Genomic DNA, 19,333 nt, shown 5'->3' with positions numbered 1-19,333 from the left:
GTGCTTTATTGCGAGCCGCTGCGCATGCCCTCCGCAGTTGCTGCGGCGATCTGATCGATGGCGCGCTGTGCCTGTTCGCACTGGTGCAAAATCGTAAAAGCATGATGGTAGAGCATTTTCCCCGCTTCGGTAGGCGTTACGCCGCGTTTGGTGCGGATCAGTAATTGCTGATTCACTTCCCCTTCCAGCGTGGCAAGCTGCTGGCTCAGCGCCGGCTGCGCAATATGCAAACTTTCAGCGGCCTGCGTCAGGCTGCCCGCGTCGACGATTTTGATGAAATATTTAAGGCGACGAAGGTTCACGATTTTTTCCCTTTCACGGCACGGTCAGGTGTATCAAACGCATCTGGCGCGATGATATGCAGCAGACGCTGAGTTAAGAATAAAAGCCACGACGGCAGGCAGTTGCGGTTAGTAACCATTTTTTAACATTGGCAGACGCGGCAGGGCGTGACCGGTGGCGCAATTTGCTGGAAAGAGTCAGACGCAGTAGCAAAAGTGTGCGATGTGTCGCGCAAAATGGGGGCTGAGTAAACCGGCCTGAGCGTTTGTAATTGATTAACATCAGGTTGCAGTTTTTTCAGCCGCATCGCACAACCTCAGAATCTACTGGCCAGTGCTGGCATACGGCATGATACAGGTCATCTTTTCAATATAACTTCCGGTTTATATCAGAGCATTATAAACTACAGGTTATATGAGGTGATTTTGAACAGCTGGAAAGTAGAAACCACCGCGCGCTTCGCCACATGGCTGCAGGCGCAGGATGACGCGATGATTGAGGACGTACTGGCCAGTCTGGCGGTTCTCAGGGAGTTTGGGCCCACATTAGGGCGGCCTGATGTTGACACCCTCGTCGGGTCGCGATTTTCCAATATGAAAGAATTACGCGTTCAGAGTAATGGCCGGGCGATTCGTGCATTTTTTGCCTTCGATCCGATCAGACGCGCCATTGTGCTCTGCGCGGGAAACAAAACCGGAGCGCATCAGCGACGCTTTTATCAGACGATGATAAAACTGGCTGACCGCGAGTATCAACAGCATCTGGAGGAGATGAATCATGCCAAAACTTGAAGACCTGATTGCTCAGCGTTCGCCTGAATCACAGGCGCGCATCAGAGATAAGGCGGCGGAAAAAATCATCGAGATTCGTCTGCGCCAGCTGCGGGAAGAACTGGATCTTTCACAGGTACAGCTGGCTGAAAAAATGGGTGTTTCGCAACCTGCTATTGCTGCCATCGAGGCGCGCGGTGACGAACTGAAACTTTCCAGCCTGAAAAAGTACGTTGAGGCGTTAGGCGGAAAATTGAGCGTAACAGTCGAGCTGCCAGCCGGTGACGGGCGGATTTTTCAGCTTTGAGGGTTTCTGTAAGCGCGCAGGGTGAGCGATTCTGCCGGCGCAGAAAAGCAAAAACCCAGCCATAAGGCTGGGTTTTCTGAATAGTGGTGCCCGGACGCGGAATCGAACCACGGACACGGGGATTTTCAATCCCCTGCTCTACCGACTGAGCTATCCGGGCAACGGGGCGCATTAAACCCTAATGGCTCACAGCCGTCAACGGGTTTCGTAAAAAAAGCGTAGCAATCGTGACTGATTGCCTGCTTTTCAGGCAGGCTGGACAAAAAGCCTACGCCAGCGCGCCATTTTGCCGGCACAGCGCGATGCTCAGCACATCTTCAGCCAGACGCCGCGCGGTAGCGACATCCTGCACGTTGCGCTTCACCAGCAGCTTACTTAAACAGCCTTCGAGGATCAGCTCCATCTGATCGGCCACCATGCTGGGGTTATCCAGCGCCAGATCGACCAGAATTTCATGGGTAAACTGCCACGAGCTGCGCTTTTGCTGTTCAGCAAGCTGGTGCACCGGCTGATCCGGCTGGGGATAGAAACTGCAGGCGGCGATAAACAGGCAGCCGGGAAAGCGGCCTTTACTGACGTGCTCTGCCAGCACGTCGTAACGCGCCAGCAGCTTTTGTGCCGCACTGAGGCGCTCATCCAGCTGCACCTGACGGCGCCAGCTGTCGATCTGCTGGCCGTGAAAGCGCAGTGCGTCATACAGCAGGGCATCGCGGTCGGGCCAGTAACGCTCCAGCTGATCGCGGCTGAGGCCGCTTTCGCCCGCCAGCTGCTGCAGCGAGGTGGTCGCGGCCAGGCCGCTCTGTTCGAGCACATTCAGCGCATGCTCAAGGATCTGTTCGCGTTGCAAAAGACTCTCCTCCGGAATGCGGGCCCGGGCGCGTGCGTTCGGGCCGTGTCGTGCAACCAGTGTCGTTTAACGCGGCAGATTGTGCAAATGGGTGCGGAAATCCGCGGCGTTAAGGAACCCGGTGACGCGTGAATCAGCAATCTCTTTGCCCTGCGCATCGAAGAACAGGATGGTTGGCAAGCCAAGCACCTGCAGATGCTGCAGCAGCGCGTTATCCTGCGCGTTGTTGGCCGTCACATTAGCCTGCAGCAGCTGCACGTTGCTCAGGGCGCTGCGCACGCCGTCATCGCTGAAGGTGTATTTTTCAAACTCTTTGCAGGCCACGCACCAGTCGGCGTAGAGATCAACCATGGTGATGCGGCCCTGCGCCTGCTGTAATGCGCTATCCAGCTGCTGACTGCTGCTGATGCGCTGAAACGGCAGGTGGGCGACGCTTTGCGTGCTGCTGCCAAACGCCCAGTCCTGCAGCGGGCGCGCCACCACCAGCGCAGCCGCCAGCATCAGAATCGGCAGCACGCGCGCTGCGCCGCGCGCGCTGAGACTCAGGCTGAACGCCCAGGCAAAAAACGCCACGCCGAGCAGGCTCCACAGACGCAGGCCCCAGACATCGCCCAGCACGCGCTCCAGCAGAAACACCGGCAGCGCCAGAATCACAAAGCCAAAACCCTCTTTCACGCTCTGCATCCACGGACCGCTCTTTGGCAGCAGCCGGTTGCCGAACATCGTCACGGCAATCAGCGGCATTCCCATGCCGAAGGCGTACAGCCACAGCGTGCCGGCACCGGCCCACAGATTACCGCTCTGCGCGATATACAGCAGGATGGCGCTGAGCGGTGCGGTGGTGCACGGTGAGCAGATCAGGCCTGCCAGCGCGCCCATCATAAACACGCCCGCCAGCGAGCCGCCCTGTTGGCGGTTGCTCCACAGCGTCAGGCGCGTCTGGAGGCTGGCAGGCAGCTGCAGCGTGAACAGGCCAAACATCGACAGCGCCAGCAGCACAAACAGCACGGAGAGGCCGATTAACACGTAAGGATGCTGCAGCGCAGCCTGGAAACGCAGTCCCGCCGCTGCCACCACCATACCGAGCAGGGTGTAAGTCAGCGCCATGCCCTGCACGTAGACCAGCGCGAGGGCGAACAGCCGGCCCAGCGAGTAGCGGCGCGGGCCGCCAAGAATGATGCCGGAGATCAGCGGATACATGGGCAGCACGCACGGCGTAAAGGCCACGCCGATGCCAATCAGCAGCGCCCACAGCGGCGAAAACGGCAGCGACGTGCGGTGAGCGGCCGCTGGTGCCGCCATGGTCGGCGCGGCGCTGTCGGCAGCGATCGCCGTCAGCGGCACCGAGCGGGTCTCCGGCGGATAGCAGAAACCGGCTGCGGCGCAGCCCTGATAAGTCACGCTGAGCGTTGCTCCGGCATCGGCCTGGCGCAGGGTGATCGGCAGCTGCACGTCCTGCGGATAAATTTCGCTTTTGCCGTAAAACTCATCTTCGTGCGGCTGGCCCGGCGGCAGCGTGACCGGCGCCAGCTGCGCGTGTTGCGCGCTGATGTGGAATTGCTGGCGATAAAGGTAATAGCCGTCCTTCACTTTCCAGCTCAGCGTCAGCTGATGGCCCTGCTGGCTGAAATCAAAGCCAAAGGCCTGATCGACCGGCACAAAGCGGTTGTTGGTGGTGGGCGAGAACAGGCTGGCCTGCGCCGACAGGCAAAACAGCAGCGCCAGGCACAGACTTAGCAGGCGGGAAAATCGAGCAGCCATGACGAATTAATCAGCTCCGGTGGCGAAGGAGCCGCGATGATAACACGGCCGCTGCGCCACGAGGTTTTCAGGATGTAACGACGACGCTACAGGATCAGGCTGCCGAACAGGAAGCCAAACGCCACCGAAAAGGTAATTGCCAGTACGCCGGGAATGATAAACGAGTGATTGAACACGTACTTACCAATGCGGGTCGAGCCAGTGTCATCCATCTCCACGGCGGCCAGCAGCGTCGGGTAAGTGGGCAGCACGAACAGCGCAGAAACCGCAGCGAAGGAGGCGACAGCTGCCAGCGGCGATACGCCGAGCATCAGTGCCGCCGGCATCAGCGCTTTGGTGGTGGCCGCCTGCGAGTAGAGCAGCGTGGCAGCAAAGAACAGCACCAGCGCCAGCATCCACGGATAGCTCTGCAGCATATCCCCGGCCAGCGTCTGGATGTCGCTGAGGTGCGCTTTGACAAAGGTATCGCCCAGCCACGCGACGCCCATCACGCAAATACAGGCGCTCATGCCGGATTTGAAGGTGCTGGCACTGAGGATTTCACCGGTTTCTACTTTGCAGGTCAGGCAAATCAGCGTGGCGACCGTCAGCATAAACACCACGATGGCTTCGTTACGCGGCAGCACCGGGTTGCTGATCAAGCCCACGCTGTCGCTGATCGCCGTCGCGTACAGCACCACCGCCGCAATACCGATCAGGAACAGCAGCACTGCGCGTTTAGCGCCCGGCTTGATGTGATAAACCTGCTCACCGCGCAGCGTCACTTCACCTTTCGCCAGGCGCGCCTGGTAGACGTCATCTTCTTTGAGCTCTTTGCCGAGGAAGTTGGTAATCACGGCCGCACAGAAGATGGCCAGCATGGTGGCGGGCAGCGCAACGCCGAGCAGCGCCAGATAACTGACGCCGCGTGGTTCAAGGATCGAGGCAAAAAACACCACCGCAGCCGAAAGTGGCGAAGCGGTGATGGCGATTTGCGACGCGACTACGGCTATCGACAGCGGGCGCGAAGGGCGCACACCTTGCTCTTTCGCCACTTCCGCAATCACCGGCAGGGTGGAGAAGGCGGTATGACCGGTGCCCGCCAGCAGCGTCATTACGTAGGTCACCAGCGGCGCGAGGAAAGTGACATAGCGCGGATGGCGACGCAGCAGGCGCTCCGCCAGCCCGACCAGATAATCCATGCCGCCGGCTACCTGCATCGCGGCGATGGCCGCAATCACCGCCATGATGATCTCAATGACGTCAAACGGGATCGCGCCGGGTTTCATGCCGCAAACCAGCGTCAGCACCAGTACGCCCAACCCGCCAGCGAAGCCAATGCCGATGCCGCCGAGACGCGCACCCAGCCAGATCGCCAGCAGGACGATGAGTAATTCCACCACTACCATACTTTCACTCCCTGAAGTGCCGCCACACGCAGCCACTTTAGTTATAGACGTCAAAATAAAAAAGCACGCCGTATTGTATACAGGCGTGCTTCAGACGACTTGATCCGGAACGGATTACTGTTCGTTTTCGTCGGTGTAGCGTTTGGCTTTGTATTCCGGGTGCATCAGGTTCTGGATGGAGAAAATATCGTCCAGCTCGGCTTCGGTCAGCAGGCCGCGCTCCAGCACCACCTCGCGTACGCTCTTACCGGTTTCGGCACAAATCTTCCCGACGATATCGCCGTTGTGATGGCCGATGTACGGGTTGAGGTAAGTAACGATACCGATGGAGTTGAACACGTAGGCTTCACAGACCGCTTTGTTGGCGGTGATGCCGTTAACGCATTTCTCCAGCAGGTTGTAGCAGGCGTTGGTCAGTATGCTGATTGACTCAAACAGCGCCTGGCCAATCACCGGCTCCATCACGTTGAGCTGTAGCTGACCGGCTTCGGAAGCCATGGTCACCGTGATGTCGTTACCAATCACTTTGAAGCACACCTGATTGACTACTTCCGGGACCACCGGGTTAACTTTCGCTGGCATGATCGAAGAACCGGCCTGCAGTTCCGGCAGGTTGATTTCGTTCAGGCCGGCGCGCGGACCGGATGACAGCAGGCGCAGGTCGTTACAGATTTTCGACAGTTTCACCGCCAGACGCTTCAGCGCTGAGTGCACCATCACGTAAGCGCCGCAGTCTGAGGTGGCTTCGATCAGATCTTCGGCCGGCACCACCGGCAGGTTGCTGACTTCCGCCAGACGCTGGACCGCCAGCTGCTGGTAGCCATCCGGCGTGTTGAGGCGGGTGCCGATCGCCGTAGCGCCGAGGTTAACCTCCAGCAGCAGTTCGGCGGTGCGCAGAATGCTGCGCGTCTCTTCGTTCAGCAGCACGTTAAACGCGTGGAACTCCTGACCGAGCGACATCGGCACCGCGTCCTGCAGCTGGGTGCGGCCCATCTTCAGGATATTTTCAAACTCAACCGCTTTGCGCTGAAAACCTTCGCTCAGCTGGCCAATCGCGTCGAGCAGTTTGAGGATCGAGGCGTAGACCGCAATACGGAAACCGGTAGGATAAGCGTCGTTAGTGGACTGACACTTATTCACGTGATCGTTCGGGTTAAGGTACTGATATTCGCCTTTCTGGTGGCCCATCAGCTCCAGACCGATGTTAGCCAGCACCTCGTTGGTGTTCATGTTGACCGAGGTGCCCGCGCCGCCCTGATAGACATCGACCGGGAACTGGTCCATGCACTTGCCGTTATTCAGCACTTCATCACAGGCCTGAATGATGGTGTTGGCGATGTGGCGGGGAATGGTTTGCAGCTCTTTGTTGGCGAGTGCGGCGGCTTTTTTCACCATCACCATGCCACGGACAAACTCAGGGATGTCGCTGATTTTACTGTTACTGATATAGAAGTTCTCAATCGCACGCAGAGTATGAACACCGTAATAGGCATCTGCCGGAACTTCACGCATGCCTAACAGGTCTTCTTCGATACGAATGTTGTTCGCCATGATTACCTTCTTATTATTGCTGCTGTGTTACTGCCGGGCATCCGGAATGGATGGGCGGCGAATAACGTGCAGGTGAAGCAATTATATTGTCGTGGAATACCAGTGCCGACATTTTATCCATCTTCGGGCTGGCGAGCACGATCATATTCTGTCACTGCAGAAATGCTTGTGCACAGATCACTTTACGGACATTTGCTGGCCCAGCGGTAATAACGATATGTGATGTACTTCGCAATTTTAAGTCAGTGGCATAAATTTAACAGTGGCGGTTGAATTTCGCCGGCCGCGTGCCCATCTCATACGTTATGGTCATGCTGACCCTTCAATTTTGCTGCTCCGCACGCTGCGTGGCGGCGCGACTCACAGGAGATATCGGTGCGCTGGTTACCGTTAGTGATTTTTTTTGTTCTGGCCTGGATTGAGATCTCAATTTTCATCCAGGTGGCGCACGCGCTGGGCGTGCTGCTGACCATGCTGCTGGTGATTTTTACCTCCTGCATTGGTGTGTCGCTGGTGAAAAATCAGGGCATGAAGAACTTTATGCTGATGCAGGAGAAGCTGGCGCGTAATGAGAGCCCCGCGGCGGAGATGATCAAAAGCGTGTCGCTGATCATCGCCGGTTTTCTGCTGCTGCTGCCGGGCTTCTTTACCGATTTCCTCGGCCTGCTGCTGTTGCTGCCGCCGGTACAGAAGCACCTGACGCTGAAGCTGATGCCGCACCTGCGCGTATGGCGCGGCCCGGGGCAGGGCCCGGACAGCGGCGTCACCATGGACGGCGAGTTTGAGCGCAAAGATCAGGAGCGCATCGGTCACGATAAAGATCGCTGAAGTTAAGCGGGGCGGCGTAAGCCGCCCTTTTTGCTGTCTTTTTCGTCATCTGTTACGCAAACGAAAATTTTTTATTTTTTTGCCCTTGAAAGCCCCTTTTCTGCCCCTATCTCTCTCTCCACGAGGCCGGAACCCTCAAGCCCGGCGTTCAACCCAAAAATGAATGATTGGACTTCTCAAAGGAGAGCTATCAAATGAAAATTCGTCCGTTGCACGATCGCGTTATCGTCAAGCGTAAAGAAGTTGAAGCCAAATCTGCTGGCGGTATCGTTCTGACCGGCTCTGCAGCAGGCAAATCAACCCGCGGTGAAGTACTGGCTGTTGGCAATGGCCGCATCCTGGAAAACGGCGACGTGAAGCCGCTGGACGTGAAAGTGGGTGATCTGGTGATTTTCAGCGAAGGCTACGGTGCCAAGACTGAGAAAATCGACAACGAAGAAGTTCTGATCATCTCTGAAAGCGACATTCTGGCGATTGTTGAAGCGTAATTTACGCGTAATTCACTGAACGAAACGAATTTAAGGGATATTTGAAATGGCAGCTAAAGACGTAAAATTCGGTAATGACGCACGCGTAAAAATGCTGCGTGGCGTGAACGTACTGGCAGATGCAGTAAAAGTTACCCTGGGCCCGAAAGGCCGTAACGTGGTTCTGGATAAATCTTTTGGTGCACCGACCATCACTAAAGATGGTGTTTCTGTGGCACGTGAAATCGAGCTGGAAGACAAGTTCGAGAACATGGGTGCGCAGATGGTGAAAGAAGTCGCTTCTAAAGCCAACGACGCAGCAGGCGACGGCACCACCACCGCTACCGTTCTGGCACAGGCTATCGTCAACGAAGGCCTGAAAGCCGTCGCGGCGGGCATGAACCCAATGGATCTGAAGCGCGGTATCGATAAAGCCGTTGCGGCAGCCGTTGAAGAGCTGAAAACCCTGTCTGTACCATGCCAGGATTCCCGCGCTATCGCGCAGGTAGGTACCATTTCTGCCAACTCCGATGAAAGCGTCGGTACCCTGATCGCTCAGGCGATGGACAAAGTGGGTAAAGAAGGCGTGATCACCGTTGAAGAAGGCACCGGTCTGCAGGACGAGCTGGACGTGGTTGAAGGTATGCAGTTCGACCGTGGCTACCTGTCTCCGTACTTCATCAACAAGCCAGAAACCGGTGCAGTGGAGCTGGAAAGCCCATTCATCCTGCTGGCTGACAAGAAAATCTCTAACATCCGCGAAATGCTGCCAGTGCTGGAAGCTGTGGCGAAAGCTGGCAAACCACTGCTGATCATTGCAGAAGACGTGGAAGGCGAAGCGCTGGCTACGCTGGTGGTCAACACCATGCGCGGTATCGTGAAAGTGGCTGCAGTGAAAGCACCGGGCTTCGGCGACCGTCGTAAAGCGATGCTGCAGGATATTGCTATCCTGACCGGCGGTACCGTGATCTCTGAAGAGATCGGTATGGAGCTGGAAAAAGCGACGCTGGAAGACCTGGGTCAGGCAAAACGCGTGGTGATCAACAAAGACACCACCACCATCATTGATGGTGTGGGCGATCAGGGCGCAATCTCTGGCCGCGTGACGCAGATCCGTCAGCAGATCGAAGAAGCGACCTCTGACTACGACAAAGAGAAACTGCAGGAGCGCGTTGCAAAACTGGCAGGCGGTGTTGCCGTACTGAAAGTGGGCGCAGCAACTGAAGTTGAAATGAAAGAGAAGAAAGCCCGCGTTGAAGATGCCCTGCACGCTACCCGTGCTGCGGTTGAAGAAGGCGTGGTTGCCGGTGGTGGTGTTGCACTGGTGCGTGTTGCAGCGAAAATCGCAGCATCTGGCCTGCAGGGTCAGAACGAAGACCAGAACGTGGGTATCAAGGTTGCTCTGCGTGCGATGGAAGCGCCACTGCGTCAGATCGTTTCTAACGCCGGTGAAGAGCCATCAGTGGTGGCTAACAACGTGAAAGCGGGCGACGGCAACTACGGTTACAACGCGCAGACCGAAGAGTACGGCAACATGATCGACTTCGGTATCCTGGATCCAACCAAAGTGACCCGTTCTGCGCTGCAGTACGCGTCTTCTGTGGCCGGTCTGATGATCACCACCGAAGCGATGGTCACCGACCTGCCGAAAGGCGACGCACCTGACTTAGGTGCTGGCGCTGGCGGCATGGGTGGCATGGGCGGTATGGGCGGCATGATGTAATTGCCCTGAACGTTTGAGCTGTTGAGAAACCCCCGATCGGAAACGGTCGGGGGTTTTTCTTTTGCCGGCGAACAAGGTATAAGTAAGGGCGCAATACTTCGGCTTTGCGGGTTTAGGGCAATGAATGTTCAGAAAAAATGTGCGCTTTTCTGCTACGCTGCCGCCCGACACTGATGATAATAAATGGGGATTATAATGCGGATTAACCTCTCGCTCGGACTGGCAGTCGGTACCTTACTGCTGGCGGGCTGTAGCACCTCCAACCAACTGAGTGCCGCCGGCGAACGTGTCACCTTTGTTGATCAACAGCCAGGCAGCCAATGTCAGCTGCTGGGCAATGTTACCGGCTCGCAGAGCAACTGGCTGACCGGCTCAGGCGGTGAAGGCAGTTCACTGCGCGGCGCGGCTAACGACCTGCGTAACCGCGCAGCGGAGATGGGCGGCAACGTGATTTATGGTGCCACCAGCCCGACGCAGAACCTGCTGTCTGCCTTTGCCCCGCTCGACAGCAAAATGTCGGGTCAGGTGTATAAGTGCCCGTAATGGCAGAGCAGCAATAGAAAAGCCGCGAGAGCGGCTTTTTTGTGGGCGTGACATAAACAATAGCGCGATGAATCGCGCCGCTACGGCCCGCAGAAAGGGGGAGTGCGAATTCAGCCGTCTGCACGAACGCGCAGTGGCGCAATTTATTGCGCCTGGTCACTCCTGACGCAGCTGCAGATCCAGCGGCGTTTTGCTCGGCTCACCGCCAATTTCACGCGCCAGCTTCGGCACCATATAACCCGACACCATGGTCAGCAACTGCCGCACCAGTGCCCGCGCCTGCTCATCCGGCACAAAGAAGTGCGCCGCACCCTGCACCTTATCCAGCACGTGTAAATAGTAGGGCAGGATGCCGGCATCAAACAGCGCATTGCTAAGCTGCGCCAGGGTTTGTGCATCGTCATTCACGCCGCGCAGCAGCACGCTCTGGTTCAGCAGAGTGACGCCGGCGCGCTTCAGCCTCTGCATGCGTTCACGCAGCGCCTCGTCAATCTCCTGCGCGTGATTGATGTGGCTGACCAGCAGCACCTGCAGACGCGTATCCGCCAGCAGCTGGCATAGCCCTTCGGTAATGCGCGCCGGAATCACTACCGGCAGCCGGCTGTGAATGCGCAGACGTTTCAGGTGCGGAATGTTTTCCAGCGCGGCAATCAGCCACGCCAGCTCCTGATCTTTCGCCATCAGCGGATCGCCGCCGGAGAAGATAATTTCGTCCAGCTCCGGATGAGCAGCAATGTAATCAATCGCCGCCTGCCAGTTGCGCTTGTTGCCCTGATTATCCTGATAGGGAAAATGCCGGCGGAAACAGTAGCGGCAATTCACCGCGCAGCCGCCCTTGACCAGCAGCAGCGCGCGGTTTCTATACTTATGCAGCAAGCCCGGCACTACGCTACTCTGCTCGTCGAGCGGATCGGTGCTGTAGCCCGGCGCATCGGTAAACTCCTGACGGCTGGTCAGTACCTGCAGCAGCAGCGGGTCCTGCGCATTGCCGCGCTGCATGCGCTGAATGAAAGCGCGCGGGACGCGCAGGGCGAAAAGGCGACGTGCCTCGCTGCCGGCCGCTAAATCCGCGTGGTTTTCGAGGGCTAAAAGTTGCAGTAATTCAGCAGGATCGGTGACAACATCAGCAAGTTGCTGCAACCAATCTTCTCTGACGGGGGGATTTAGGGTTACAATGTGTGCCATTTTTTTGGCTATTACCAGTTAATATCTACAGAGGGCCTTTATGGCGACTTATCTTAGCAACGATTTTCGTGCCGGTCTTAAAATCATGTTCGAAGGCGAACCGTATGCCATCGAATCCAGTGAGTTCGTTAAGCCGGGTAAAGGCCAGGCGTTTGCACGTGTTAAAATGCGTCGTCTGCTGACCGGTTCACGCGTTGAGAAAACCTTCAAGTCTACTGACTCTGCCGAAGGCGCAGACGTACGTGACATGACGCTGCAGTACTCGTACAACGACGGTGACTTCTTCTACTTCATGCACCCGGAAACCTTCGAACAGTATCAGGTTGAAGCCAAGGTGCTGGACGACGTGACCAAATGGCTGCAGGACAACGCTGAGTGTATCGTAACCCTGTGGAACGATAAACCGATCGCCGTTCAGCCACCGAACTTCATCGAAGCAGAAATCACCGAAACCGACCCAGGTCTGAAAGGTGATACCGCAGGTACCGGCGGCAAGCCAGCGACCCTGTCTACCGGCGCAGTGATCAAAGTGCCACTGTTCGTGCAGATTGGCGAAGTGGTAAAAGTCGACACCCGCTCTGGCGAATACGTTTCCCGCGTAAAATAATCGTCAAATCAGGCGCATCATCGATGCGCCTTTTTTATCCCCGCGTTTCATCCCCGCACTGCGTCTTTTTTCAGCGGCTTACCTGCCATCATCGCGTATCCGGTCTATGCTTTAAAAGCTGTACTTTTACTGCAACCAACAAGGATATGGCTATGTTAAAGAAAAGTATTGTCGCGATTTTCTCGGTACTGGTGCTTTCCTCGCTGCTCTCGGCCTGTAACACCACGCGTGGCGTAGGCGAAGATGTTGAAGCGGGCGGCCAGGCAATTCAGCGCAGCGCGCAGTAACTAAAACCGGTGCGAAACCTGCTTTCGTACCGGCTTTCACTTCCTCTTTCGTTCCTGCCTGCGCCTGCCATTTCTGAAACTGCCTGCCGCCGCTGCGGTGCCGTTGTTTGCCGCCAGCAATACGGGTAGACTTCCTCCCCTTATCTGTATAAGGAGTCATCACCATGAGCGAAACGGCAAGCTGGCAGCCGAGCGCACCCATTGCCAATTTGTTGAAACGCGCCGCCATCCTGGCGGAAATCCGGCGTTTCTTTGCCGATCGCGGCGTGCTGGAAGTGGATACCCCAGCCATGAGCCAGGCGACGATTACCGACATTCATCTGGTGCCATTCCAGACGCGCTTTGTCGGACCTGGCGCGGCAGACGGGCGCGATCTGTGGCTGATGACCAGTCCGGAATATCACATGAAGCGCCTGCTGGCGGCGGGCAGCGGCCCGATTTATCAGATGGGGCGCTGCTTCCGCAATGAAGAGGCCGGACGCCACCATAATCCGGAATTCACCATGCTGGAGTGGTATCGTCCGCACTACGACATGTATCGGCTGATGAACGAAGTCGATGATCTGCTGCAGCAGGTGCTGGAGTGCGACAGCGCCGAATCGCTGTCGTATCAGCAGGCGTTTATCCGGCATCTGGAGATTGATCCGCTGTCGGCGGATAAAGCGCAGCTGCGTGAAGCGGCGGAAAAGCTGGGTGAAGGCGAGCTGGCGAATCGTGAAGACGATCGCGATACGCTGCTGCAGCTGCTGTTTATGCTGGGCGTAGAACCGAAAATTGGCAATGATAAGCCGTGCTTCGTCTATCACTTCCCGGCCAGTCAGGCGGCGCTGGCGGAGATCAGCACTGAAGATCACCGCGTGGCGGAACGTTTTGAGGTCTATTACAAAGGCGTGGAGCTGGCGAACGGCTTCCGCGAGCTGACTGACAGCCGCGAACAGCGTCAGCGTTTTGAGCAGGATAATCGCCGTCGCGCCGCACGCGGTCTGCCGCAGCATCCGATTGACACTTACCTGCTGGATGCACTGGCGCACGGCATGCCAGCCTGTTCCGGCGTGGCGCTGGGCGTGGATCGCCTGATTATGCTGGCGCTGAAAGCGGATGCGCTCAGCGAGGTGATCGCATTCCCGGTGGATCGCAGCTAGTTACGCTGCGGTTCTGCCCATCCGGCCGCGGTGCAGCGACAGCGCTGACCGCGGCCGGATGCGTTTATGGCGAGGTATTAGTGGCTGCTTCCGGAAACTCCTGAATAGTTACCGGCAGCGTCATCTTCTGTTCATTGCGCAGCACCTGCACATCAATCACCGATCCCGGGCGGATTTCCGCCACCTGGTCCATGGTCTCCTGCGCGGACAGCGCCGGCTTACCGTTCACCTGCAGCAGCACATCATTGGCCTGAATGCCGGCGCGATCCGCCGGACCGCCGGGCGTCACTTCGCTGACGATAATACCCTGTACGCGATCGAGGTTGCTGCCCTGGCCGTGCAGCGGCGGCAGCTCGCGTCCGGTAATACCAATGTAGCCGCGAATCACCCGGCCATCGCGGATCAGCTTATCCATGATTTTGGTCGCCAGCGCGGTGGGAATGGCAAAGCCAATGCCTTCCGGGGTTTCGCCGTCGTTGCTTTTGTCGAAGGTCAGGGTGTTGATGCCCATCAGCTCGCCCAGCGAGTTAATCAGCGCGCCGCCGGAATTCCCCTGGTTGATGGAGGCATCGGTCTGCAGGAAGTTTTGCCGTCCGGAGGAGCTCAGGCCGATGCGGCCGGTAGCGCTGATGATGCCCTGGGTGACCGTCTGGCCGAGGTTGTACGGGTTGCCAATCGCCATCACCACATCACCGATATGCGCGACACGTTTGGCGTTGATGGGGATCACCGGCAGGTTAGAGGCGCTGATTTTCAGCACTGCCAGATCGGTCATGGCGTCGGAGCCCACCAGCGTCGCTTCGAAAAAGCGTCCGTCCTGCAGCGCGACGATAATCTGGTCAGCGTTATTGATGACATGTTTGTTGGTGAGGATGTAGCCTTTCGCGTTCATGATGACGCCGGAACCGAGCGTAGTGATGCCGCGATTATTGTTGCCATGCGCGCTGCGGTTATAGACGTTGACCACCGCTGGCACAGCACGGCGCACGCCCTGATTAAAACTGAAGGGCGCTTCATCAGCGCTGCTGTCGTGATCAAAGGTGACGTTGCTGCCCATTCGCAGCGCCGGGATCGCGACAAGCAGTAAACCTGCCACGATCAGGCCCATCACCACAGAACGTAAAAGTTTAAGAAACATGGTGTTATTTCAGGCAAGAGTTGATCGCAGGGCAGGATAGCACGAGAAGGGCGGACAAACACCTGCTTGTCCGCCCGTTGCGAGGATTATCGCAGAAGCAGGTAAATACTCTCGTCGCCGCGCACCACGTTCAGCGCCAGCACCGGCGGTTTGCCTTCCAGCACTTTGCGCATCTCAGCGAGGCTCTGCACCCGCGTGCGGTTGACGCCGACAATCACATCGTCTTTCTGCAGGCCAACCTGTTCTGCCGGCGTGCCTTTTTCAATGGTATCTACTTTGACGCCTTTATCGCCGGCTTTGGTGTTGCCGTCACTGAGCGTGGCGCCCTGCAGCGCTGGCGACATCAGCTGGGCGCTGGCGGTGCTCTGCGCGCTCTGTTCCAGCGTCACGGTCACTGTTAGCGGTTTGCCATCGCGCAGCAGGCCGATTTTCACCTGCTGGCCCGGTGGCGTGGTGCCGACTTTCACCCGCAGCTCGGCGAAGCTGGCGATTGGCTTATCGTTAATGGCGGTGATGATGTCGCCCGCTTTGATGCCGGCCTGTTCCGCCGCCGACTTTGGCAGCACCTCTGAGACAAACGCTCCGCGCTGCGCATCGACGTTAAACGCTTTGGCGATATCGGCGGTCATTTCTGTCCCTTTGATACCGAGCTGGCCGCGCTTCACTTCGCCGAACTGAATCAGTTGCTGAGCCAGATTCATCGCCATGTTGCTGGGGATGGCAAAGCCAATACCAATATTGCCGCCGCTCGACGCCAGAATAGCGGTGTTAATGCCGATCAGCTCGCCGTTGAGGTTCACCAGCGCGCCGCCGGAGTTGCCACGGTTGATGGCGGCATCGGTCTGAATAAAGTTCTCCAGCCCTTCCAGATTCAGCCCGCTGCGGCCGAGCGCCGAGATAATGCCGGAGGTCGCCGTCTGGCCGAGGCCGAACGGGTTACCGATCGCCACCGCGAAATCACCCACTTTCAGCGCGTCAGAATCAGCAATTTTCACCTGCGTGAGGTTTTTCGCCCCTTCTACCTGAATCAGCGCGATGTCGGTTTGCTCGTCATGACCAATCAGCTTTGCGTCATATTCGTTGCCATCGCTCAGCTGCACGCTGATCTTATCCGCACCGTTTACCACGTGATTATTGGTCAGGATGTAGCCTTTGGCCGCGTCAATGATCACGCCGGAACCCAGTCCTTCAAACGGCTGTGGCTGCGACTGCCCGGGCGCCTGGCCGAAGAAGCGCTTTAGCGGCTCGGGAATATCCTGGCTCTGCTGCCCGCTGTCGGTGCCCTCGACATGCACGCTGACCACCGCCGGCAGCACTTTTTCCAGCATCGGTGCCAGGCTCGGCAGTGCTTGTCCCTGAATCTGTGCCGGCAACGTGGCCATCGCACCCGGCGTTGCCGCCAGACTCATCCCAATGCTCAAGGCTAATGCGCTTAACAGTCGTGCTGGTTTTTTCATTGCTATGACGCTCTCGCTGCGAAAAGGGGGATAAAAGAAGTGTGACAGTTATTGGTAATAAGCGTTCGGAAAACAAAAAGGGCACAGCCATGCTGTGCCCCAAAAGGATTAACTGCGGGTGGTGCGTTCGCCGCTGCGCAGCAGGCCCGATGCGCCTTCAGAGTAGTCGCGCGGGATCTGCACCGGCGCCTGATCGTTATCGGCCTCGGCTTCCGTCAGCTGGTAGGCAAACGGGTTTTTCTCGCCCGGCAGATTTGGCAGCAGGTCATTCGATCCTTTCGCCATGTGCTGATACAGCTGGCGATAGTCGCGCGCCATGTTGTCCAGCAGCTCTGCGCTGCGCGCAAAGTGGTTGGTGAGCTCTTCGCGGTAATCCGCCAGCTCTGCTTTGGATTTTTCCAGTTCGTACTGCATGCTGCGCTGCTCACGCAGCTTTTTGTTGCCAAAACGCATCGCTACCGCGCCGACAATAATGCCAATCACTAAACCAATCAGCCCGTATTCCCAGGTCATAATGACTCCCGTGTAATTTCCGTTGCTTCGTAGGGCATTGCTTCTGTTTCAACTTCAATAGTAGCCACTATACCCGTTAATCCATCGGAAGTGGAATCCTCGGGCTGTATCGCTTAGTGTAGAGCGGCCTAATTTTCGACAACCGACATGTGAATCGGACTTTTTCAGGGATTCTGAGAGAACCATGCAAACCTCATCTCCGCTTGCGCGCTATGAGCAGGCGCTGTCGCAGGGCGAGTTTCGTCCGGACGATGTACAACGTGACGCCATCACCCGTTTAGATCGCATCCAGCAAGGCCTGATTGCCCGCCAGCAGCCGCCGCAGCCAGCGTCTAAAGGGCTGTTTGGCCGCTTATCAAAGCTGATGAATAAAGCACCGGAGAGCCATGAGGCGCCGGTGCGTGGCCTGTATATGTGGGGCGGCGTCGGGCGCGGTAAAACCTGGGTCATGGATCTGTTTTTTCAGTCTATTCCTGGCGATCGCAAACTGCGTCTGCATTTCCATCGCTTCATGCTGCGCGTGCACGAAGAACTGACGCAGCTGCAGGGCCACAGCGACCCGCTGCTGATTGTCGCTGACCGTTTCAAAGCGGAAACCGATATTCTCTGTTTCGACGAGTTTTTTGTTTCCGATATCACCGACGCAATGCTGCTCGGGACGCTGATGGAAGCGCTGTTTGCCCGCGGCATCGCGCTGGTCGCAACGTCAAACATTCCGCCGGATGATCTGTACCGCAACGGCCTGCAGCGCGCGCGTTTTCTGCCGGCCATTGAGCAGATCAAGCGCCACTGCGACGTGATGAACGTTGATGCCGGCATTGATTATCGCCTGCGCACCCTGACATCGGCCCATCTGTGGAATTTCCCGCTTAACGACGCGACGCACGCGGAGATGGAGCGCATGTTCAGCGCGCTGTCCGGTAAACCGCGCACCGACGCGCCGGTGCTGGAGATTAACCATCGCCAGCTGCCGACGCTCGGCGTTCATGAAGGCGTACTGGCCATCAACTTCCTCGCGCTGTGTGGCGAAGGGCGCAGCCAGCACGATTACATTGAGCTGTCGCGCCGCTTCCACAGCGTGCTGCTGTACGATGTGCCGGTGATGATCTACAAAACGGAAGACCAGGCGCGGCGGTTCCTCGCGCTGGTGGATGAGTTCTACGAGCGCCACGTCAAACTGGTGGTGGCGGCAGAAACCTCGCTGTTTGAAATCTATCAGGGCACGCGGCTGAAATTCGAATATCAGCGCTGTCTGTCGCGCCTGCAGGAGATGCAAAGCGAGGAGTATCTTCGCCTGCCGCACCTGCCCTGAGGGGCAAACAGAAATCATCGCGTCGGGCGCAAAAAGAGTCGATCTTTAGATTCGACTTCTCTATAATCTTGCGACCCCACGTTACAGCACAGGCTTTCTTTTCCCGGAAAACTGTGTGATCCGGTAACTCTACCTGAGGGGGTGGGCTTGCTGGGCGAATTGGTCGTGTGAGCCTCAATCGTTAACTTAGCGTTTGGGATTTCACCAACGTGTAACTTTTATTTGGGTAAGCTTTTCAATGAAAACTTTTACAGCTAAACCAGAAACCGTACAGCGTGACTGGTATGTTGTTGACGCAACTGGCAAAACCCTGGGTCGCCTGGCGACTGAACTGGCGCGCCGTCTGCGTGGTAAGCACAAAGCGGAATACACTCCGCACGTTGATACCGGTGATTACATCATCGTTCTGAACGCTGACAAAGTTGCTGTAACCGGCAACAAGCGTAACGACAAGATTTACTATCACCACACTGGCCACATCGGTGGTATCAAGCAAGCGACCTTTGCAGAGATGATCGAACGCCGTCCTGAGCGTGTGATTGAAATCGCGGTTAAAGGCATGCTGCCAAAAGGCCCACTGGGTCGTGCTATGTACCGTAAACTGAAAGTTTACGCAGGTAACGAGCACAACCACGCGGCGCAGCAACCGCAAGTTCTTGACATTTAATCGGGATTATAGGCAATGGCTGAAACTCAAAACTACGGCACTGGTCGCCGCAAAAGCTCTGCCGCTCGCGTCTTTATCAAGCCGGGTAGCGGTAACATCGTAATTAACCAGCGCTCTCTGGAGCAGTACTTCGGTCGTGAGACTGCACGCATGGTCGTGCGTCAGCCGCTGGAGCTGGTTGATATGGTTGGTAAACTGGACCTGTACATCACCGTTAAAGGTGGTGGTATTTCTGGTCAGGCTGGTGCGATCCGTCACGGTATCACCCGCGCTCTGATGGAATACGACGAGTCTCTGCGTTCTGAACTGCGTAAAGCGGGCTTCGTTACCCGTGACGCGCGTCAGGTTGAACGTAAGAAAGTCGGTCTGCGTAAAGCACGCCGTCGTCCACAGTTCTCCAAGCGTTAATTGCTGGCTGCTTCGGCAGTTACAATTGGCTCAAAAAACCCGCTTCGGCGGGTTTTTTATTGCCTGAACTGCCGCTTTTTCAGCGTAAAAACGCGAGCTTTCCCCGCATTTTGCCCGCAAATGATTATCCCCGCCCCACAAGCTGCTTAA

At 57.0% G+C, this 19,333-nt stretch carries 20 protein-coding genes, 1 tRNA gene and 1 pseudogene; 12 read left to right on the top strand and 10 right to left on the bottom strand.

Translation table 11 applies throughout. The features are described from left to right. Window positions 1-47: 47 nt before the first annotated feature. Window positions 48-302 (bottom strand): annotated as a pseudogene (locus MXF20_RS08800) (LysR family transcriptional regulator); the annotation flags it as partial. 405 nt (window positions 303-707) lie between these two features. Between MXF20_RS08800 and MXF20_RS08795 the strand changes: the two are divergent. Next, window positions 708-1,073 (top strand): type II toxin-antitoxin system RelE/ParE family toxin, encoded by a 366-nt coding sequence (locus tag MXF20_RS08795; RefSeq protein ID WP_325968843.1) that lies wholly within the window; start codon window positions 708-710, stop codon window positions 1,071-1,073. After that, window positions 1,060-1,359, top strand: coding sequence for a helix-turn-helix transcriptional regulator (locus MXF20_RS08790; protein ID WP_325968841.1), 300 nt, complete (start codon window positions 1,060-1,062; stop codon window positions 1,357-1,359). The genes MXF20_RS08795 and MXF20_RS08790 overlap by 14 nt, the downstream gene beginning before the upstream one ends. An 84-nt stretch (window positions 1,360-1,443) precedes the next feature. On the opposite strand, the gene MXF20_RS08785 is transcribed toward MXF20_RS08790, so the two are convergent. From MXF20_RS08785 to aspA, 5 genes are all read right to left on the bottom strand, one after another. Beyond that, a tRNA-Phe gene (locus MXF20_RS08785) sits at window positions 1,444-1,519 on the bottom strand. Window positions 1,520-1,627: 108 nt separating this feature from the next. Next, a complete protein-coding gene (gene dicD, locus MXF20_RS08780) occupies window positions 1,628-2,206 on the bottom strand; it encodes a division control transcriptional repressor DicD (protein ID WP_325968840.1) in 579 nt (192 codons plus the stop codon). A gap of 66 nt (window positions 2,207-2,272) precedes the next feature. Continuing rightward, window positions 2,273-3,967, bottom strand: a complete 1,695-nt coding sequence (locus MXF20_RS08775; protein WP_325968839.1) for a protein-disulfide reductase DsbD — start codon at window positions 3,965-3,967, stop codon at window positions 2,273-2,275. Window positions 3,968-4,053: 86 nt separating this feature from the next. Further along, window positions 4,054-5,355 (bottom strand): anaerobic C4-dicarboxylate transporter, encoded by a 1,302-nt coding sequence (locus MXF20_RS08770; protein ID WP_325968837.1) that lies wholly within the window; start codon window positions 5,353-5,355, stop codon window positions 4,054-4,056. A gap of 114 nt (window positions 5,356-5,469) precedes the next feature. Next, complete coding sequence (aspA, locus tag MXF20_RS08765; protein ID WP_325968836.1) at window positions 5,470-6,906, bottom strand: aspartate ammonia-lyase; 1,437 nt, start codon at window positions 6,904-6,906, stop codon at window positions 5,470-5,472. A gap of 375 nt (window positions 6,907-7,281) precedes the next feature. Here aspA and MXF20_RS08760 point away from each other — a divergent pair, with 375 nt between their 5' ends. The 4 genes from MXF20_RS08760 to MXF20_RS08745 all read left to right on the top strand — a co-directional run bounded on the left by MXF20_RS08760 (window position 7,282) and on the right by MXF20_RS08745 (window position 10,467). Then, on the top strand, window positions 7,282-7,734 hold the full coding sequence (locus MXF20_RS08760) for an FxsA family protein (protein WP_325968835.1): 453 nt from the start codon (window positions 7,282-7,284) through the stop codon (window positions 7,732-7,734). A gap of 194 nt (window positions 7,735-7,928) precedes the next feature. After that, window positions 7,929-8,222 (top strand): co-chaperone GroES, encoded by a 294-nt coding sequence (locus MXF20_RS08755; RefSeq protein WP_021507766.1) that lies wholly within the window; start codon window positions 7,929-7,931, stop codon window positions 8,220-8,222. 46 nt (window positions 8,223-8,268) lie between these two features. Then, window positions 8,269-9,924, top strand: coding sequence for a chaperonin GroEL (gene groL / locus MXF20_RS08750; RefSeq protein ID WP_325968833.1), 1,656 nt, complete (start codon window positions 8,269-8,271; stop codon window positions 9,922-9,924). Window positions 9,925-10,119: 195 nt separating this feature from the next. After that, complete coding sequence (locus tag MXF20_RS08745) at window positions 10,120-10,467, top strand: DUF4156 domain-containing protein (RefSeq protein ID WP_021507764.1); 348 nt, start codon at window positions 10,120-10,122, stop codon at window positions 10,465-10,467. Between the two features lie 156 nt (window positions 10,468-10,623). On the opposite strand, the gene epmB is transcribed toward MXF20_RS08745, so the two are convergent. Continuing rightward, window positions 10,624-11,652 carry an EF-P beta-lysylation protein EpmB gene (epmB, locus tag MXF20_RS08740; RefSeq protein WP_325968832.1) on the bottom strand — a complete coding sequence of 343 codons (1,029 nt, stop codon included), beginning with the start codon at window positions 11,650-11,652 and terminating at the stop codon, window positions 10,624-10,626. Between the two features lie 40 nt (window positions 11,653-11,692). Between epmB and efp the strand changes: the two genes are divergently transcribed. From efp to epmA, 3 genes are all read left to right on the top strand, one after another. After that, window positions 11,693-12,259: an elongation factor P gene (efp, locus tag MXF20_RS08735; protein ID WP_021507762.1), complete on the top strand. Its 567-nt coding sequence runs from the start codon at window positions 11,693-11,695 to the stop codon at window positions 12,257-12,259. Between the two features lie 152 nt (window positions 12,260-12,411). Next, window positions 12,412-12,546, top strand: a complete 135-nt coding sequence (locus MXF20_RS08730; RefSeq protein WP_031279745.1) for an entericidin A/B family lipoprotein — start codon at window positions 12,412-12,414, stop codon at window positions 12,544-12,546. Between the two features lie 164 nt (window positions 12,547-12,710). Further along, complete coding sequence (gene epmA, locus MXF20_RS08725; RefSeq protein WP_325968830.1) at window positions 12,711-13,688, top strand: elongation factor P--(R)-beta-lysine ligase; 978 nt, start codon at window positions 12,711-12,713, stop codon at window positions 13,686-13,688. A gap of 64 nt (window positions 13,689-13,752) precedes the next feature. On the opposite strand, the gene degS is transcribed toward epmA, so the two are convergent. The 3 genes from degS to zapG all read right to left on the bottom strand — a co-directional run bounded on the left by degS (window position 13,753) and on the right by zapG (window position 16,796). Beyond that, a complete protein-coding gene (gene degS, locus MXF20_RS08720; RefSeq protein ID WP_325968829.1) occupies window positions 13,753-14,826 on the bottom strand; it encodes an outer membrane-stress sensor serine endopeptidase DegS in 1,074 nt (357 codons plus the stop codon). Between the two features lie 86 nt (window positions 14,827-14,912). Continuing rightward, window positions 14,913-16,283 (bottom strand): serine endoprotease DegQ, encoded by a 1,371-nt coding sequence (gene degQ / locus MXF20_RS08715; RefSeq protein WP_325968827.1) that lies wholly within the window; start codon window positions 16,281-16,283, stop codon window positions 14,913-14,915. Between the two features lie 108 nt (window positions 16,284-16,391). After that, complete coding sequence (gene zapG, locus MXF20_RS08710) at window positions 16,392-16,796, bottom strand: Z-ring associated protein ZapG (protein ID WP_021507757.1); 405 nt, start codon at window positions 16,794-16,796, stop codon at window positions 16,392-16,394. 184 nt (window positions 16,797-16,980) lie between these two features. On the opposite strand from zapG, the gene zapE reads away from it, so the two are divergent. The 3 genes from zapE to rpsI all read left to right on the top strand — a co-directional run bounded on the left by zapE (window position 16,981) and on the right by rpsI (window position 19,183). Continuing rightward, window positions 16,981-18,108 carry a cell division protein ZapE gene (gene zapE, locus MXF20_RS08705; protein ID WP_325968826.1) on the top strand — a complete coding sequence of 376 codons (1,128 nt, stop codon included), beginning with the start codon at window positions 16,981-16,983 and terminating at the stop codon, window positions 18,106-18,108. Between the two features lie 238 nt (window positions 18,109-18,346). Then, a complete protein-coding gene (gene rplM, locus MXF20_RS08700; RefSeq protein ID WP_021507755.1) occupies window positions 18,347-18,775 on the top strand; it encodes a 50S ribosomal protein L13 in 429 nt (142 codons plus the stop codon). Window positions 18,776-18,790: 15 nt separating this feature from the next. Continuing rightward, window positions 18,791-19,183 carry a 30S ribosomal protein S9 gene (gene rpsI, locus MXF20_RS08695; RefSeq protein WP_021507754.1) on the top strand — a complete coding sequence of 131 codons (393 nt, stop codon included), beginning with the start codon at window positions 18,791-18,793 and terminating at the stop codon, window positions 19,181-19,183. Window positions 19,184-19,333: the final 150 nt, after the last annotated feature.

The sequence above is a fragment of the Pantoea dispersa genome (assembly GCF_035783935.1).
GTDB lineage: Bacteria > Pseudomonadota > Gammaproteobacteria > Enterobacterales > Enterobacteriaceae > Pantoea > Pantoea dispersa_C.
Note: the sequence above shows the minus strand (reverse complement) of the source record. Positions and strands in the feature narration are given on the sequence as shown.

What these genes read in the sequence shown, in the direction of transcription:
- MXF20_RS08790 (WP_325968841.1), top strand. Translation starts at nt 1,060, where the DNA reads ATGCCAAAACTTGAAGACCTGATTGCTCAGCGTTCGCCTGAATCACAG.
- MXF20_RS08775 (WP_325968839.1), bottom strand. Translation starts at nt 3,967, where the DNA reads ATGGCTGCTCGATTTTCCCGCCTGCTAAGTCTGTGCCTGGCGCTGCTG.
- MXF20_RS08770 (WP_325968837.1), bottom strand. Translation starts at nt 5,355, where the DNA reads ATGGTAGTGGTGGAATTACTCATCGTCCTGCTGGCGATCTGGCTGGGT.
- aspA (WP_325968836.1), bottom strand. Translation starts at nt 6,906, where the DNA reads ATGGCGAACAACATTCGTATCGAAGAAGACCTGTTAGGCATGCGTGAA.
- MXF20_RS08755 (WP_021507766.1), top strand. Translation starts at nt 7,929, where the DNA reads ATGAAAATTCGTCCGTTGCACGATCGCGTTATCGTCAAGCGTAAAGAA.
- groL (WP_325968833.1), top strand. Translation starts at nt 8,269, where the DNA reads ATGGCAGCTAAAGACGTAAAATTCGGTAATGACGCACGCGTAAAAATG.
- MXF20_RS08745 (WP_021507764.1), top strand. Translation starts at nt 10,120, where the DNA reads ATGCGGATTAACCTCTCGCTCGGACTGGCAGTCGGTACCTTACTGCTG.
- epmB (WP_325968832.1), bottom strand. Translation starts at nt 11,652, where the DNA reads ATGGCACACATTGTAACCCTAAATCCCCCCGTCAGAGAAGATTGGTTG.
- efp (WP_021507762.1), top strand. Translation starts at nt 11,693, where the DNA reads ATGGCGACTTATCTTAGCAACGATTTTCGTGCCGGTCTTAAAATCATG.
- MXF20_RS08730 (WP_031279745.1), top strand. Translation starts at nt 12,412, where the DNA reads ATGTTAAAGAAAAGTATTGTCGCGATTTTCTCGGTACTGGTGCTTTCC.
- epmA (WP_325968830.1), top strand. Translation starts at nt 12,711, where the DNA reads ATGAGCGAAACGGCAAGCTGGCAGCCGAGCGCACCCATTGCCAATTTG.
- degS (WP_325968829.1), bottom strand. Translation starts at nt 14,826, where the DNA reads ATGTTTCTTAAACTTTTACGTTCTGTGGTGATGGGCCTGATCGTGGCA.
- degQ (WP_325968827.1), bottom strand. Translation starts at nt 16,283, where the DNA reads ATGAAAAAACCAGCACGACTGTTAAGCGCATTAGCCTTGAGCATTGGG.
- zapG (WP_021507757.1), bottom strand. Translation starts at nt 16,796, where the DNA reads ATGACCTGGGAATACGGGCTGATTGGTTTAGTGATTGGCATTATTGTC.
- zapE (WP_325968826.1), top strand. Translation starts at nt 16,981, where the DNA reads ATGCAAACCTCATCTCCGCTTGCGCGCTATGAGCAGGCGCTGTCGCAG.
- rplM (WP_021507755.1), top strand. Translation starts at nt 18,347, where the DNA reads ATGAAAACTTTTACAGCTAAACCAGAAACCGTACAGCGTGACTGGTAT.
- rpsI (WP_021507754.1), top strand. Translation starts at nt 18,791, where the DNA reads ATGGCTGAAACTCAAAACTACGGCACTGGTCGCCGCAAAAGCTCTGCC.